Genomic DNA, 15,822 nt, shown 5'->3' with positions numbered 1-15,822 from the left:
TGCGGGCTGGGTGGGGGTCCCGGTGTCGGCTCTGCTGGTCATCGTGGTGTCACAGGCTGGCTGGGGTGGTGTTCTTGGCGGGGGTGTGGGGCGTGGCCGGCTGGGGGGTGTGGAGGTTCTCGCCCTCGACGTCGAGGTGGGGCAGGACGCGGTCGAGGCGTTGTGGCAGCCACCAGGCCAGGTCGCCGAGGAGTGCCAGGACCGCGGGGACGAGGGTCATGCGGACCAGGAAGGCGTCGACCATGACTCCGAAGGCCAGGGCGAACGCGATCGGCATGATGTCGGCGTCATGGGAGAACAGGAAGCTGACGAATACCGAGATCATGATGAGCGCGGCAGAAGTTACCACACGGGCGGCGTTGCGGGCTCCGTTGAGGATGGCGGTGCGGGCGTTGTGGTGGCGGTGGTAGTCCTCGCGCATGGCGGAGACGAGGAACACTTCGTAGTCCATGGCGAGTCCGAACAGGACGGACATCACGATGATGGGGACGAAGCTGGCGACCGGGCCCTGGCTGGGCACGCCCAGCAGGCCGGCCAGCCATCCCCACTGGAAGACCGCGACGGTGGCTCCGAAGGCGGCGCCCACGGACAGCAGGAATCCGATGGTGGCCTTGACGGGGATGGCGATCGACCGGAACGCGATCATCAGCAGGAGCAGGGAGAGACCGACGACGACGATGACGAAGGGGAGGAGAGCGGCGCTGAGTTTGTCGGAGACGTCGATGCTGACCGCGGTCATTCCGGTGACGGCGACGTATGAGCCGCTGGACTGGGCCAGGGGCTGCATCTGGGTGCGCAGCCGGGCCACGAGGTCGCTGGTCTCCTGCGAGCGCGGGCCGGTGTCGGGGATGATCTGGATCCGTGCCGCCCTTTCGTCGTCGGCCAGGTCGATACCGCTGACGTCCGCGATGCCCCTGACCCCGCGCAGTTCGTCTTCGACGGCGGTGGCGGTGACGTTGACGGTGGCCGGGTCGTCGTTCTCGACGAGTACGACAAGGGGGCCGTTGGCGCCGGGGCCGAAGGCGTCGCTGATGACGTCGTAGGCCTGGCGGCTGGAGTTGCTGGTGGCGGCGGAGCCCTCGTCGGTGAGCGCCAGCTTCAGTTCCATGCCGGGAATGGCCACGGCGATCAGCGCGACCGTGCCCAGGATGAGGTTGCGCACCGGGTGGCGCAGGACGCCCTGGGTCCAGCGCACGCCCATGGCGGCTGTCCGGCCACCGTGCGCGGTCCGCCCCACGGCACGCCGGCGACCGATGGGCAGGAACCTGCGACGCCGGGCAGTGGTCCGGGGCTGCTTGGGGATGAGCCGGTGGCCGGCCATCCCCATCAGCGCGGGCAGCAGGGTCACCGCGGTGATGACGGCGACCGCGACCGCTCCAGCGGAGGCCAGACCCATGGAGGTCAGCATCGGCACACCCGCCACCGACAGACCGCACAGCGCGATCAGGACCGTGGCACCGGCGAAGATCACGGCGCTGCCCGCGGTCGCGGTGGCCATGGCAACAGACTCCCGCACCGGCATCCCCCTGCCGAGCTGGGCACGGTGGCGGGAGACGATGAACAGGGAGTAATCGATACCCACCGCGAGACCCAGCATGATCGCCAGGGTGGGCGCGTTGTCGGACACATCGAACACCGTGGCCGCACCGATCATCGCGGCCATCGTGCCCACGACCCCGAGCACCGCGGTCAGCAGCGGCAGACCCGCCGCCAGCAGCGACCCGAACGTGATCACCAAAATGACCAGAGCGACACCGAGCCCGACCAGCTCACTGGGCCCCACCGGCGGATGCGAGGACTCATACGGCTCACCGCCGTAAATGGTGCGCAGACCCGCCCGCTCGGCCTCACTGCCCGCCGCCTTCACCGCCTCCAGCGTGCCGTCCGGCACATCGTCGGCCTCCTTCGTGGCGAAGGTGACCTCAGCCACCGCCGTGCGCCCGTCCTCAGAGACGGTCTCCTCCTCGGCCGGATCACTGACCTCGCTCACCCCGGACACCCGGCCCATAGCCTCCAGCGACCCCTCCAACGCCGCACGCAGATCCGCCTCACCCACCTCACGCCCCGCCGGCGCCTGGAACACCACCTGCGCCGACTGCACATCCGGCTCAGGGAAGTGCCGCTCCATCCTGGTCAGCGCCGTCTGCGCCGGAGAACCGGGAATCGAGCCGCTGTCCGCGAACGACCCCGCGAAAGACAGCCCCAGACCAACCACCACACCCAGACCAACCAGCCACCCGATCAGCATCCTCCGCCACCGCCGAGCACCCCACGCACCCAACCGGTACAAGAACGCAGCCATCAAAAACTCCCTCACTGCTCGAAAGACGACCCGCCACATCCTTCTCAGCAGACTTGACAACCGCCTCACACAGAACCTGAGGGTTTTCTGACGGTTCGGCTACGGCACCGTCAGATACGTCCGGGGCCTTTCGCCTGCTCCAGCCGGACCGGGAGCCGCGCGGCGAGGTAGTCGATGAGCGCGCTGACACGGCGCGGGACATGCCCGTCCTCCTCGATGAGGGCGTAGATGTCGGCGGCGGGTGTCGACATGTGCGGCAGTACGCGGACCAGCTCGCCACGGTCCAAGTGCGGCCTGACGTGCCAGTCCGAACGCATGATCACACCACGGCCTTCCAGTGCCCAGTCGGTCACCACGTCACCGTCGTTGCTGGACAGGCTGCCGTGCACCCGCACATGCCGGGGACGGTCCGCTTCTCCGAAGCGCCAGAGGGCGAAGTCGCTCTCGTTCTCCCGCAGCACGATGCAGTTGTGGTGGGCCAGATCCTCGATGCTGGCCGGGGTGCCGTGTTCGGCGAGGTAGGACGGTGCCGCACAGGGCACGCGCCGGTTCTTGGCCAGCCGCCGCATGCGCAGCGAGGAGTCGGGCGGCATGCCGACGTGGACGGCCACGTCGAACTCGCGCTGGTGGGGCCGCAGCGGAAGCGCCGACGTCTGCATCCGGACGTGCAGGTCCGGATGGGCCGCGGCGAACTCGCCCAGCAGCGGCGCGATATGCGCGCGGCCGAGACCCAGGGTCGCTTCGACGACCAGGGATCCGCGCAACCGCCCGGCCGTGTCGGTGATCGTGTCTTCCAGCTCGCGTACCTGGTCGAGGATTGCCTCGACGCGCGCCGCGTACAGCTTGCCTTCCGACGTCAGCACGAGTCGGCGGGCGCCGCGCTGGACGAGCCGGACGTCCAGGCGGCGCTCCAGCGCGCTGAGGCGTTTGCTGACGACGGGCAGCGAGCAACCGAGTTCTCGGGACGCGGCCGTCAGGGTCTCGCTCGACGCGACCACGTGGAATAACTGGAGGTCGTCCACGACTGAACGGCTTTTGGACCAGGGGCGACCAGAACGCCGAGGGCTTTCCATGGGGGAAAACGTACCTTGCCGGTTACGGCCTTGTAACGGGTGTCACCGCTGGCCAAGGTGGGAGCCAGTCGCGCCGTGGCCGGAACGCCTCCTCTCTGGACAGAGTGTTCATCGCCGGACGAGCGCATCGATCACCTGGACTGGGGAGTGGATTCGTGCCGCAGAGTTATCGCATCGCAGCGATTCCGGGCGACGGGATCGGCCGCGAGGTCGTCCCGGAGGGTCTGAGGTGCCTGCGGGCCGCTGCCGAGGTGCACGGGTTCGAACTCGATGTCACCGAGTTCGACTTCGCCAGTGCCGACTACTGGCTGAACCACGGCACGATGCTGCCCGGGAACTGGCGGGACGTGCTCGGTGCGTTCGACGCGATCTTCTTCGGCGCGGTCGGATGGCCGGAGGTGGTCCCGGACCATGTGTCGCTGTGGGGCAGCCTGCTCCAGATGCGGCGGGGCTTCGACCAGTACGTCAATCTGCGTCCCGTCCGGCTGTTGCGCGGCGTGCGCAGTCCGCTGCGTGACCACCAGCCGGGCGACATCGACTTCTACGTGGTGCGGGAGAACACCGAGGGCGAGTACTCCAGCATCGGCGGCCGGATCTTCGAGGGCACCGATCGCGAGACGGTGCTCCAGGAGACGGTCATGACACGGACCGGCGTCGACCGTGTCCTGCGCTATGCCTTCGAACTCGCCGCGTCCCGTCCGCGCAAGCACCTGACCTGGGCGACGAAGAGCAACGGGATCTCGATCTCCATGCCCTACTGGGACGAGCGCGCGACCGAGATGGCCGCCCGGTTCCCCGAGGTGACCGCCGACAAGGACCACATCGACATCCTGACCGCGAAGTTCGTCCTCCAGCCCGACCGGTATGACGTGGTCGTCGCCAGCAACCTGTTCGGCGACATCCTCTCGGACCTCGGCCCGGCCTGCACCGGGACGATCGGCATCGCCCCCAGCGCCAACATCAACCCCGACCGCTCCTTCCCCAGCCTCTTCGAGCCGGTGCACGGGTCGGCGCCGGACATCGCCGGTCTCGGTGTCGCCAACCCTGTCGGCCAGATCTGGAGCGGCGCCATGATGCTCAGCCACCTCGGCGAGCACGAGGCGGCCGCGCACGTCGTGGCCGCGATCGAGAGCGTGCTGGACGAGCAGCCCGGTGTGGTCACTCCCGACCTCGGGGGCCCGGGGACCACGGTGGGGCTGGGGAAGGCCATCGCGGCCCGGATCGCCGCGAGGTCACTCACTGGCCACCGCGACGGAGCGGCTGGTGACGCGGCCGGTCGCGCGGTCGGAGAGGAGATCACGGCGTCATGATCAGGCCTGTCTCCGACCCGGTCGGCCTCGAGGTGCGCTGGGACCGGCTTGCCGCCGCCACCGACGAGGCGGCCTCCACGATGCTGCGCACGGCCTTCTCCACGATCATCCGGGAGTCGAACGACTACACCGTCGTCCTGATGAACCGAGCGGGCCGCACGATGGCCGAGTCGCGGGCGGGCATCCCCGCCTTCGCCGCCCTGATGAGTTCGCTGACCGAGCTGGTCCTCGAACGGTTCCCGATGGACGAGTGGCAGGACGGCGACAGCGTCATCACGAACGACCCGTGGATCGCCACCGGGCACCTGCCCGACATCGCCATGATCTCCCCGGTCTTCCACCGAGGACGGCTCGTCGCGTTCGCGGGCACCGTGGCGCACTCACCGGACATCGGCGGCACACCCTCGATGAACGCGACCGAGCTGCTCTCCGAGGGCGTCCTGATTCCTCCGCTGCGCCTGTTACGGGCCGGACGGGTCGAGCAGGGGGTCAGGGACCTGCTGCTGGCCAACGTGCGACTGGCGGACCAGGTGTGGGGTGACCTGGAGGCGCAGGCCGCGGCGCACGCCGTGTGCCGTCGGCGCGCCCAGGAGTTCCTCACCGACTTTGGTGAGCCGGACTTCGAGGCGTTCGCGGCCCAGGTCCACGCGGTGACCGACGCCGCGATGCGGGCGGGCGTCCGCGACCTGCCCGACGGCGTCTACCGCGCGGCCCTGGACGCGGACGGCGTCGACGGGCACCCCACGCACATCGAGTGCGCGGTGACCGTTCGCGGTGAGCAGGTCGAGGTCGACTACACCGGCAGCTCCCCCCAAGTGCCCTTCGCGACGAACTCGACGCTGAACTACACCCGCGCCTACTCCATGTATCCGCTGAAGATCCTGCTGGATCCGTCCACGCGGACCAATTGGGGCTCGTACCGGTCCATCCGGGTCACCGCGCCGGAGGGCACGATCGTCAATCCGCGGTTTCCCGCGCCCGTGGTGGCACGGCACCTCACCGGGCATCTCCTGTCCTGCGCGGTGTACCAGGCACTGGCCCCGGTGCTGCCTGACCGTGTCATCGCCGACAGCGGCGGCGCCCCCGCCCTGCGGGTCCGCTTCGCCGGGGTCGACGACTCCGGCCGGCCTTTCAGCCTGATGCTCTTCGCCAATGCGGGCATGGGCGCGGCCAAGGAGTCGGACGGGCTGTCCACCATCGCCTTCCCGACCAACTCGGGCGGCGGCAGCATCGAGGCGCTGGAGGCCGCGTCTCCGCTGCACTTCCTCCGCAAGGAGTTGCGCGTCGGATCGGGCGGACGGGGCCGACGCCGCGGCGGCCTGGGCCAGAACATCGAGGTCCGCAACCCGACGAGCCGACCGGTACAGATGGTGCTGCTCGGAGACCGCGAGCGGCATCCGGCGCTCGGTCTGGCCGGCGGTGAACCGGGCGCCACCGCACAGGTCGTCCTGGACTCCGGCGAATGCGTCCCACTGAAGTCGATCTCGCGGCTGGCTCCCGGCTCATCGGTGGTCATCTCCTTCGCGGGCGGCGGCGGGTTCGGCCGGCCCGACGAGCGCGAGCCCGAACTCCTGATCGCCGACGAGATCGCCGGCTACACCGTCCCAGCCGGTCAGCACAACCCGCGCACAGCCCAGACGGTGGGCGGGAGCGCACACGAGGAGGTGAGCCGATGAACCGCACGGTCCGGATCGGCGTCGATGTCGGCGGAACGTTCACCGATCTGCTGCTGCACGACCCGCGCCGGGGACTGACCTGGCCCGGCAAGCTCCCCACCACGCCCCACGCCCCCAACGAGGCCATCACCGCCGGGATCACTCGCCTGCTGGAGGAGACGTCCACGGCCCCCGGCGACGTGGCGGGCATCGTGCACGGCACCACGTTGGTGACGAACACCCTGCTCGAACGCACCGGAGCGGTCGTCGGTCTGCTGACCACCAGCGGGTTCAGCGACTCCCTCGAAATGGGACGGGAGACGAGGTTCGACACCACCGACCTGCTCGCCCGACCGGCTCAGCCGCTGGTGCCGCGCCACCTACGCCGCGGAGTGCCCGGGAGGATCGCGGCGGACGGCAGTGAACTCGAACCGCTCAACGATCGCGCCATCCTCACGGCTGTGCGGGACCTGGTGGACCAGGGAATCGAAGCACTGGCCGTGACCTTGATGCACTCCTACTGCAACGCCGGGCACGAGCACCGCGTGCGGGACCTGGTCGCGCGGGCCCACCCGGACCTCCCCGTCACGATCTCCAGCGCCGTGGCCCCGGTCATCGGCGAGTACGAGCGGGCCAGCACCGCCTGCCTGAACGCCTATGTGCAGCCTCTGATGTCGCGCTACCTCGACGACCTGCGTGACGACCTGACCGCCATGGGCATCGACGCGCCCCTTCGCATCATGCTCTCCGGCGGCGGCGTCACCACCCTCGAGGACGCCAAGCGGTTCCCCGTACGGCTGCTTGAGTCGGGCCCCGCGGCCGGGGCCATCGCCGCTGCCGCCGTCGCCCGGACGCTGGGGGAGCAGGACGTCGTCTCCTTCGACATGGGCGGTACGACCGCGAAGATCGCTGTCGTCCAGGGAGGCAGGCCCAGGCTCAAGCACGCCTTCGAGGCAGGGCGGGTCGACAAGTTCAAGCCCGGCTCAGGGCTGCCGGTGCGCCTGACCGTCGTCGACATGATCGAGATCGGTTCGGGAGGCGGCTCGATCGCGGCACCCGACGCACTCGGGCTGCTCAAGGTGGGACCACGCAGCGCCGGTTCGGTGCCCGGCCCCGTCGCCTACGGACGTGGAGGCGAGCGACCCACCGTGACGGACGCCGACCTCCTGCTCGGCTATCTCGACGCGGAGAACTTCCTCGGCGGCGAGATGAGGCTGCGCACGCGCGAGGCCCACAAGGCGCTGACCCGTGAGGTGGCGGGGCCCCTGGGACTCGACACCGCCGACGCGGCCGCCGGGATTGTCGAGGTGGTCACCGAAAGCATGGCCGCCGCCGCCCGCATGCACCTGTCCGAGCAGGGCAAGGACCCCGCCGACTTCGCGCTGCTGGCCTTCGGTGGAGCCGGACCCGCCCATGCCTACGGGCTGGCGAAGTCGCTGAAGATCCCCCGAGTGATCGTGCCGATGCGGGCTGGAGTGATGTCCGCCTGCGGGCTCCTGGCAGCCGCTCCCACGGTCGACGAGGTCCGCAGTCTGCAGTCGCCTCTCGCCGACGTCGACTGGGGCCGGGTCGCCGCGCTGTACGACGAGATGACGACCCGCGCCACCGAAACGCTCCAGCCGAGAGACCCGGAGCTGGCGCGGGTCCGCCGCTCGGCCGACATGCGCTACCTCGGCCAGGGCTTTGAGATCGAGGTCAGCGTGTCCGAGCAGGACCTTGGCCCAGCCGGTCTCGGACGCATCCGGACCGCCTTCGAGTCCACGTACCGCGCCGTTTTCGGTCGTTCCCTCGACGGGGCCGTGGAAATCGTGAACTGGCGGCTTTCCATGCAACTGCCCGGTCATGAGCTGTCGACGGAGGGCAGCCATACGCGAGGAGGTGAGGCAAGCCGCGGTGTCCGGTCGGTCTACTTTCCGGGACACGGGCTGCTTGAAGCCACCGTATGGAACCGCTACGAGCTCACGCCGGGAACCGAGCTGGCAGGTCCGGCGATCTTCGAGGAACGCGAATCGTCCTGCTCCTTCGGGCCGGACTGCCGGATCCGGGTCACCGACGATCTGACCCTCGTGGTCGAGGTCGACCGGGCCTGAACCCGGTCTTCCTGGTCGTCCCCGAAGAGGGCAGCGTCGAGCAGTCGCCGAAGGCGGGGAATGCTTGGCGACCAGTCCGAGGAGTGGCTTCCTCACCTGCGACGAGAAACGGACCGACGCCGCTCACACAGGTTGCACCTGGTTCGCACGCCGCAGGCCCCGCTCGACATCGAGGAAGCGGTACCGGGCGTGCCGCGGGAGAACCGTCTCTCACCACCCCCACGCCAACACCGATAACTATCCAGTAGCTGCCCGATATGGTGGCGGCGCGAAGGGACGACCCTTATGACGACGGTGTCAGCAGGGCAGCGCACACGTACCCGGCGCATCACGTTCCTGGTCGCTCTCGCGGTCTTCGCACAGGAGTCGACCTGGAACTTCTACGAATCTCAGGTTCCGCCGCTCCTGCGGGAGCATCTCACCAGCGCGGCCGTCGTGGGTCTGCTGATGGGCATGGACAACCTGCTCGGCATCTTCATTCAGCCGTGGATCGGCAACCGGTCCGACCGGACGAGGACCTCCTGGGGCCGGCGGATGCCCTACCTGGTGGTGGGGATGCCGATCGCCGCCGCGCTCTTCATCCTCATCCCGCACAGCGCGGCGTCCTTGCCGCTGTTGATCGTGGTGCTGTTCTCGTACGCGCTCGTCGCCAACACCTTCAAGCCGATCGCCGAGGCGCTCGTACCGGACTTCATCGCACCCGAGCGACGAAGCCGGGCCAACGCCGCAGTCAAGATCGCCTCAAGTATTACGGCCATCGTCGCCGCGCTCATCAGCATCTTCCTGGTCGACAACCATCTGAGCCTCGCGTTCGCGATCCCCGCGATCATCATGCTGATCTCGATCGGGGTGCTGGCGGCCACCGTGCGCGACAACCGGTCCCCGGCCTACCAGGCAGCGGTGGCCGAGTGCGATGAGGAGCACAGTGCCGAGCGCACCGAGCCACGGGTCCGGGACACCTTCATCGAGATCCTCAAGGACACGGATCGCAGCCGGCTTCTGCTGCTCCTCGCGATTCTCCTCTTCGGCAGTGCATGGGCGGCGTCCCGGTCGTTGATCACGCCGTACGGGATGGAGGCCCTGGACATGTCACGGGGAGCCGCGGGCGGTCTCACCCTGCCCAGCGGTATCGCCTTCATCCTGGCGGCCTACCCGGCGGCCGTGCTCGCCGAGCGGTACGGACGGCTCCGGGTCATGACCGTGGGCATGTCGGTCTTCGCCGGCGCCATGGTGCTGGGGACGCTCATCCCGACTCCGATGGGGGCCACCGTGGCCCTGTGCCTCGCGGCGGCCGGCGCGACCTGCTTCCTGGTCAACGCGGTGGTCGTCCTGTGGAACCTCGCACCCTCGGCACGGGTCTTCGGGACCTACGCCGGTATGTACACCGTCAGCTGGGCCGGCGGCGGCTTCCTGGGCCCGGCGGTGGTCGGCGGGATGGTCGACTTCACCGGCTGGCCCCTGATGCTCGTCGACATCGCCATGGTCACCGTGCTGTCGATCATCGTCGTGGCCAGGATCAGTGTGCTTCAGCGGCGCACCGGCCTGACCCTCGCCAAGTAGCCAGCCCATCCCCGCAGCGCGGCGCGCTCAGCGCCGGACGCAGCCAGAGACGAGGAAACTGTGCCCCGCATCCTGATCACCACGGACTACCTGCGGCCCGGCGACGAGGTCGATGACTATCTCCGGGCGCACGGCCACACGACGGTACACGCCCCGCTGGTCGGCCGACGCGGTCCCGAGCAGCTCGTCGCCGCCCTCGACGGGATCGACGCGGCGCTCGTCGGCCACGACCCCCTGACCGCCCAGGTCCTCGCCGAGGCTCCCCGGCTGCGCGCCATCGTGCGCACCGGCGTCGGCTACGACTCGATCGACATCGCCGCCGCGGGAAAGCTCGGCATCACGGTGAGCAACCTGCCGGGAATCAACGCGAACGCCGTGGCCGAATACACCCTGGGCCTGCTGCTGGCGGCCGCCCGGCGACTGGTGCAGAGCGCGGTGGGCGTCGCGGCAGGTCGCTGGCCGAGGGAGGACGGTCACGAGTTGCGTGGCTCGACGCTCGGCCTGATCGGGTACGGGGCGGCAGCACGCGCCGTGCTGCCGCTGGCGCGGGCCTTCGGCATGGAGGTGCTCTGCACCACCGGTGTGCCGGAGGACCAGCGGTCGGACCCTTCGGTGCGCTTCGTCGCGCTCCCCGAGCTGCTGGCGGCGTCCGACTACGTCTCGGTGCACACCGCGCTGACGGACCGCACACGAGGTCTCCTGGACGCCTCCGCCTTCCGGCGGATGAAGCCGACGGCGGTCCTGGTCAACACCGCGCGGGGCGCCGTCGTCGACGAACAGGCCCTCGCCGACGCCGTGCGCGGCGGTGAGATCGCCGCGGCGGCCCTCGACGTGGTGAGCGAGGAACCGCTCCCCGCTGACAGCCCGCTGCGGGACGTCGAGGGAATCGTCGTCTTCTCCCACCTCGCGGGCCAGACCGCCGAAGCCCGCGCCACCGCCGGTCTCGAGGGGGCGGCCGAGGTGGTGGCCGCCCTCGCGGGCCGCCCCCGGCTCGCCGTCAACGCTCACCTCCTGTCCCACGCCCCCACCGCCCAGGTCGACGGGTGACCCCCAGCCGTCACCCGTCCCCACCCACAAGAAAGAGGAACATGGACAACGAACGGGTTGACCAGGTCAAGGTCCTGGCACCGACCGGCATGCTCGGAGCCGGCTTCCCCGAAGCCACGATCGAGCGCGGACTGGCGCTCGGCGCGGACGTCATCTCCGTCGACGGCGGCAGCACCGACTCCGGCCCCTACTACCTCGGCGCCTCCCAGCCCAAGACCACCCGCGCGGCCGTCGCCCGTGACCTGCGCGTGCTGCTCAAGGCCGCGGCAGATGCCGGAATACCGCTGATCGTGGGCTCGTGCGGCACCAGCGGGACCGACTCAGGTGTCGACTGGGTCGCCGGCATCGTCGCCGACATCCTGGCCGCCGAGGGACTCCGGCTGCGGGTGGCCCGCATCTACAGCGAGCAGGACGCGGACGTGCTCCTGGAGCGCCTGGACGAGGGCCGGATCCATGCCCTGCCTCCGCTGGGCGAACTGGAGCCGAAGACGCTGCGCGGCTGCACGCACATCGTGGGCGCGATGGGGCACGAGCCGATCGTCGCCGCGCTCGAGGCCGGTGCCCAGGTCGTGCTCGCCGGTCGCGCCACCGACACCGCCATCGCCGCCGCCTACCCGCTGATGAAGGGGATGCCGGCCGGGCCGACCTGGCACGCTGCCAAGATCATCGAATGCGGCGGGCAGTGCACCAGCGATCCGCGCGCGGGTGGCGTGCTGGCCACCATCGACGCCGACGGCTTCACCATCGAGCCGCTCGATCCGACGGTCGCCTGCACACCGATCCTGGCCGCCGCCCACATGCTCTACGAGACGGTGAACCCGTTCGAGATGCGCGAGCCGGACGGCACCCTGGACGTCCGTGAGTCCGTCTACACCGCCCTGGACGACCGCATCGTGCGGGTCGAGGGTTCGCGGTTCCACGTCGCCGACCAGTACACCATCAAGCTCGAAGGCGCCCGGATCACCGGCTACGAGACGATGTCGTTCAGCGCGATCCGGGATCCGCACATCCTCGCCAACATCGACGGCTGGGCCGATCTCATGCGCACGATGATCAGGCAGCGGGTGGAGCAGACGATCGGGCTGAGCGAGGACAAGTACGCCTTCGACCTGCGCCTCTACGGACACAACGCCATCCTCGGGGACCTCGACCCGGCAGCGGGTCCGCCTCGCGAGGTAGGCGTCATGCTCCTCGTCAACGCACCGGACCAGAGCACCGCCACCGCCGTCGCGAAGATCGCCAACCCCTTGATGCTCCACCTGCCCACGCCCGACATGGACTACCTGCCGAGCCTGGCGTTCCCCACCTCACCGGCCGAGGTCGAACGCGGTCCCGCCTACGAGTTCGTGCTCAACCACGTCGTCGACACCACCCCCACCGACATGTTCCGCACCGAGATCGAGGAGACCTCCCTCCATGGCTGAGACCGCCCCCACCACCCTGGGCGACCTGGCGTACGAGGTCCGGTCCAAGAACGCCGGGCCCTTCTGGGTCACCATGGAACTGTTCATGCGTGACGCGGACGGCTACCGCATCGCCGCCGACGAGACGTTCCTCAACGAGGCCACGGTTGCCCGGCTCTACGGGGTCGACGAGGGCGACGTGCAGATGTTCCGCATCCCGTCCCTGAACGTCGTGAAGATCTCTTTCCCGCGCCCCGTCAGCCAGGCGTCGCTGCGCGACCGTGATGTCCACTCTGGTCAGCACCATGTGCCGCTGGCGGTCCTGCCGGTGCCCACCGCCTGATCATCCGAAGGAGCAGTCCCTTGAACACACCTGCCGTGCCCGGATCCGGTACCCGTCCTCGGACCCGCGGACGCCGTTCGGCAACGCTGACGGCACTGCTCGCGGCCGCGGTCCTGGGCACGGTCGGCACCGCACCCGCGGACCCGGCCGACCCCACGCACCCCACCGCCGCCACCTGCCCGGGCCACCTGGAGCAGAAGGCCGACTGCTACACCGGCCGGGACGCCAACGGCGCGTACTACACGGCGGCCGTCCCGAAACAGTGGAACGGCTCCCTCGTCATCCACGCCCACGGCGGCCCCGACTTCTCCTACGACGAGTCCACCCCCACCGAGGACCTGGAGCGCTGGTCCGTCATGGTCGACGAGGGCTACGCCTGGGTGGGCTCGTCGTACCGGCGCGGCGGCTACGGGGTCCGGATGGCCGCCGCCGACACGGAGAACGTACGCCGCCTGTTCGTCCGCCACTTCGGCCGCCCCGACCGCACCTACCTCCACGGCCAGTCCTGGGGCGGCAACGTCGCAGCCAAGGCCACCGAGACCTACGGCCGGAAGCGTGGCGCTTACGACGGAGTCCTGCTGACCAACGGCTTCCTGGCCGGCGGCTCGCGCGGCTACGACACGCGCGTGGACCTGCGGATGGTCTACCAGTACTACTGCCGCAACCTGCCCCGTCCCGCCGAGGCGCAGTACCCGCTGTGGCAAGGACTGCCCGCCGACTCCACGATGACACCCGACGAGGTCCACGGTCGGCTCCAGGAGTGCACCGGCATCGACTCCGAACCGGCCGACCGGACCGCGCAGCAGCAACGCAAGCTCGACGACATCCTGGCCGTCACCCGCATCCCGGAACACTCACTGGCCACCAACATGCAGTACGCGGCCTTCCTCCTCCAGGACATCGTGCACAAGCGGCTCGACGGCCGTAACCCGTTCAGCAACCGCGGCGTCCGCTACGACGGTTCGCACGACGACAAGGCACTCAACGCGGGCGTGGCACGCTTCTCCGCCGACCCCACCGCGCGCCGTGACCTCTCCTACGACAGCGACCTCACCGGCCGGATCGCACTCCCGGTCCTCACACTGCACGCGATCGACGACCCTCAGGTCTTCGCCGAGCACGAGGCGGCCTATCGCGCCACGGTCCAGGCCGCCGATCGAGGCGAGAACCTCGTCCAGACCTTCACGAGGGAGAGCGAGCACAGCACGCTCAGCAAGGCCGAGTACGCCAACTCCCTCGCGGCTTTGGATACTTGGGCGCGCACCGGCCGGAAGCCCACTCCCGCCTCGATCGCGCGTTCCTGCGGCGCGTTCGACACCGCCCACGGCGGTGGCTGCTTCCACGACCCGGCGTTCCGCCCCGCGCCGTTCGCCACCAAGGTCCGTCCCCGGCCCGGCGGCCTCCGCTGGCCCGCCATGTCCGCCGCCCAGGAGCAGGCGTGGAGCCGGATCGACGGCGTGGGCATCTCACCCTGAAGCCGTTCCGCGACCTCATGTCCCCTCTGCCACAGCCCCATACAGGCCCTAGGGCCTGTATGGGGCTGTGATCTGGGCTCGCGGGGCGTGGCACGCACGCTCGCCGCGTTGCCGACATGCCCCTAGTAGCTCCGCTACGAGGGCATGTCGGCGCCTTGCGATCGCACGCACCACGCCCCGCTCCCTGATCCAGATCACAACCCCATACGGGCCCTAGGCCGTCGAAGTACCCGATACTGGCGACCCCGGGCCGTTTCCCTCCCCGTCCTGTATCCCGGAGTTGCCCAGGTCCTTCCCCGATGACGAGGCCCCCGCCACACCTTCGACCTCTGCCGTGTTGGGACATGGATGAGCTACTCCTTGTGCATCCCGGGTCGGCGAGATTGAGGCGAGCCTGACGCGGGGAAAGGACGTCGTCCAACGCAAAGCGTGCATGTTGGCCATGTGTTGAACACATGACCCGGTCCGGCGGCAGGGTTCTTTATGTGTTGCCTGCATGGGGGTGCATACGCTGTCGCCATGTCACATCTGCGGAATGCGGATCTGAACCTGCTCCAGGCGCTTGCGGTGCTGCTTGAGGAGAGGCACGTCACACGAGCCGCTGACCGTTTCAATCTGAGTCAGTCGGCGATGAGCCGCGTCTTGCATAAGCTCCGGGAGATGTTCGGTGACGAACTTCTGGTGCGCACACGGAGCGGGTATGAACCGACCCCTCGTGGACAGCAGATTCAGTCGGAGCTTGCCGAACTCCTTCTTCGCCTGGAGGCGCTGCTGCGCGGAGACACCTTCGATCCCGCGACGGCGAACGGTCACTTCCGCATTCACTGCACCGACTTCGCCACCTCGCAATTCGGTCCGATCCTCTTCCCGCGCTTCTTCCGCGAGGCTCCGGGTATCTCGCTGACCGTGGCCCCACTGAGTGACCAGTCCTTCACCGATGTCGAGCAGGGCCGCGCGGACCTGGTCATCACCGGTGTCGTGGCACCGCATGCGCTGCGCTGGGAGACGTTGTTCGAGGAGGAGTTCGCGTGCCTGATGTCCTGCGACCATCCGGTGACCGGGAACCAGCTGACCATGGACGACTTCATTGCGTATCCACACGTCGTCGTCGACCTCCTGGGCATGGGCCAGGCCATGGTCGAGCGCCGACTCGACGAATACGGACTGCGCCGCCCCGTAGGCCTGCGCGTGCCCTACTTCTCCGCGGCGGTGGCCGCACTGCCGGGCACCGAACTCATCGCCACCCTCCCGCGCCACGCCGTTCTCGAGTACGTCGACGACCCGGCCTACCGCGTCGCCGCACCCCCGGATGAACTCCCGCCCTTCCCCTACGGCATCGCCTGGCATCCCCGCGTCGACGGCGACCCCGCTCACCAGTGGCTGCGGCGAGTGATGCGGGAGACTGCCACGCAGGTGACCGGGCGTGCGCCGCGTGAGGACGGCGACGTCACGGCGGCAGCTGATCGTTGAGGTACAGCGTGCTTCATGGTCGCGGCCGTGGTGCGGTGCCCGTCGGTGCGGTTTGAGGTGGACCGAGTCGTCCAGGGCGGGAGAGGGCGTGCAG

General features: G+C 69.4%; 11 protein-coding genes. 9 read left to right on the top strand and 2 right to left on the bottom strand.

The window, feature by feature from the left end; genetic code table 11:
- Window positions 1-49: 49 nt before the first annotated feature.
- On the bottom strand, window positions 50-2,302 hold the full coding sequence (locus ACFYO0_RS12625) for an MMPL family transporter (RefSeq protein ID WP_388674042.1): 2,253 nt from the start codon (window positions 2,300-2,302) through the stop codon (window positions 50-52).
- Window positions 2,303-2,412: 110 nt separating this feature from the next.
- Window positions 2,413-3,324, bottom strand: coding sequence for a LysR family transcriptional regulator (locus ACFYO0_RS12620; protein ID WP_388674040.1), 912 nt, complete (start codon window positions 3,322-3,324; stop codon window positions 2,413-2,415).
- A 206-nt stretch (window positions 3,325-3,530) separates the two neighbouring features.
- Between ACFYO0_RS12620 and ACFYO0_RS12615 the strand changes: the two genes are divergently transcribed.
- From ACFYO0_RS12615 to ACFYO0_RS12575, 9 genes are all read left to right on the top strand, one after another.
- Complete coding sequence (locus tag ACFYO0_RS12615; RefSeq protein ID WP_388674038.1) at window positions 3,531-4,685, top strand: tartrate dehydrogenase; 1,155 nt, start codon at window positions 3,531-3,533, stop codon at window positions 4,683-4,685.
- Window positions 4,682-6,361, top strand: coding sequence for a hydantoinase B/oxoprolinase family protein (locus ACFYO0_RS12610; protein ID WP_388674036.1), 1,680 nt, complete (start codon window positions 4,682-4,684; stop codon window positions 6,359-6,361). The genes ACFYO0_RS12615 and ACFYO0_RS12610 overlap by 4 nt, the downstream gene beginning before the upstream one ends.
- A complete protein-coding gene (locus tag ACFYO0_RS12605) occupies window positions 6,358-8,430 on the top strand; it encodes a hydantoinase/oxoprolinase family protein (protein WP_388674034.1) in 2,073 nt (690 codons plus the stop codon). The genes ACFYO0_RS12610 and ACFYO0_RS12605 overlap by 4 nt, the downstream gene beginning before the upstream one ends.
- A 285-nt stretch (window positions 8,431-8,715) precedes the next feature.
- Complete coding sequence (locus ACFYO0_RS12600; RefSeq protein WP_388674032.1) at window positions 8,716-9,990, top strand: MFS transporter; 1,275 nt, start codon at window positions 8,716-8,718, stop codon at window positions 9,988-9,990.
- A 60-nt stretch (window positions 9,991-10,050) separates the two neighbouring features.
- Window positions 10,051-11,037, top strand: coding sequence for a phosphoglycerate dehydrogenase (locus ACFYO0_RS12595; protein ID WP_388674030.1), 987 nt, complete (start codon window positions 10,051-10,053; stop codon window positions 11,035-11,037).
- A 41-nt stretch (window positions 11,038-11,078) separates the two neighbouring features.
- Window positions 11,079-12,461 carry an acyclic terpene utilization AtuA family protein gene (locus ACFYO0_RS12590; protein WP_388674028.1) on the top strand — a complete coding sequence of 461 codons (1,383 nt, stop codon included), beginning with the start codon at window positions 11,079-11,081 and terminating at the stop codon, window positions 12,459-12,461.
- Window positions 12,454-12,783, top strand: coding sequence for a DUF4387 domain-containing protein (locus tag ACFYO0_RS12585; protein ID WP_388674026.1), 330 nt, complete (start codon window positions 12,454-12,456; stop codon window positions 12,781-12,783). The genes ACFYO0_RS12590 and ACFYO0_RS12585 overlap by 8 nt, the downstream gene beginning before the upstream one ends.
- A gap of 20 nt (window positions 12,784-12,803) precedes the next feature.
- The gene (locus tag ACFYO0_RS12580) at window positions 12,804-14,258 is read left to right on the top strand and encodes a DUF6351 family protein (protein WP_388674024.1); all 1,455 of its coding nucleotides are present in this window, start codon (window positions 12,804-12,806) and stop codon (window positions 14,256-14,258) included.
- Between the two features lie 483 nt (window positions 14,259-14,741).
- Window positions 14,742-15,728: a LysR family transcriptional regulator gene (locus tag ACFYO0_RS12575; RefSeq protein WP_388674022.1), complete on the top strand. Its 987-nt coding sequence runs from the start codon at window positions 14,742-14,744 to the stop codon at window positions 15,726-15,728.
- The last annotated feature ends 94 nt before the right edge of the window (window positions 15,729-15,822 follow it).

The sequence above is a fragment of the Streptomyces sp. NPDC006365 genome (assembly GCF_042870755.1).
Classification (GTDB): Bacteria; Actinomycetota; Actinomycetes; order Streptomycetales; family Streptomycetaceae; genus Streptomyces; species Streptomyces xiangluensis.
The sequence above is the reverse complement of the archived record's forward strand: the minus strand, read 5'-3'. Positions and strand labels throughout refer to the sequence as shown.

Coding starts and splice junctions, on each gene's coding strand:
- ACFYO0_RS12625 (WP_388674042.1), bottom strand. CDS start 2,302: ATGGCTGCGTTCTTGTACCGGTTGGGTGCGTGGGGTGCTCGGCGGTGG.
- ACFYO0_RS12610 (WP_388674036.1), top strand. CDS start 4,682: ATGATCAGGCCTGTCTCCGACCCGGTCGGCCTCGAGGTGCGCTGGGAC.
- ACFYO0_RS12605 (WP_388674034.1), top strand. CDS start 6,358: ATGAACCGCACGGTCCGGATCGGCGTCGATGTCGGCGGAACGTTCACC.
- ACFYO0_RS12600 (WP_388674032.1), top strand. CDS start 8,716: ATGACGACGGTGTCAGCAGGGCAGCGCACACGTACCCGGCGCATCACG.
- ACFYO0_RS12590 (WP_388674028.1), top strand. CDS start 11,079: ATGGACAACGAACGGGTTGACCAGGTCAAGGTCCTGGCACCGACCGGC.
- ACFYO0_RS12585 (WP_388674026.1), top strand. CDS start 12,454: ATGGCTGAGACCGCCCCCACCACCCTGGGCGACCTGGCGTACGAGGTC.
- ACFYO0_RS12575 (WP_388674022.1), top strand. CDS start 14,742: ATGTGTTGCCTGCATGGGGGTGCATACGCTGTCGCCATGTCACATCTG.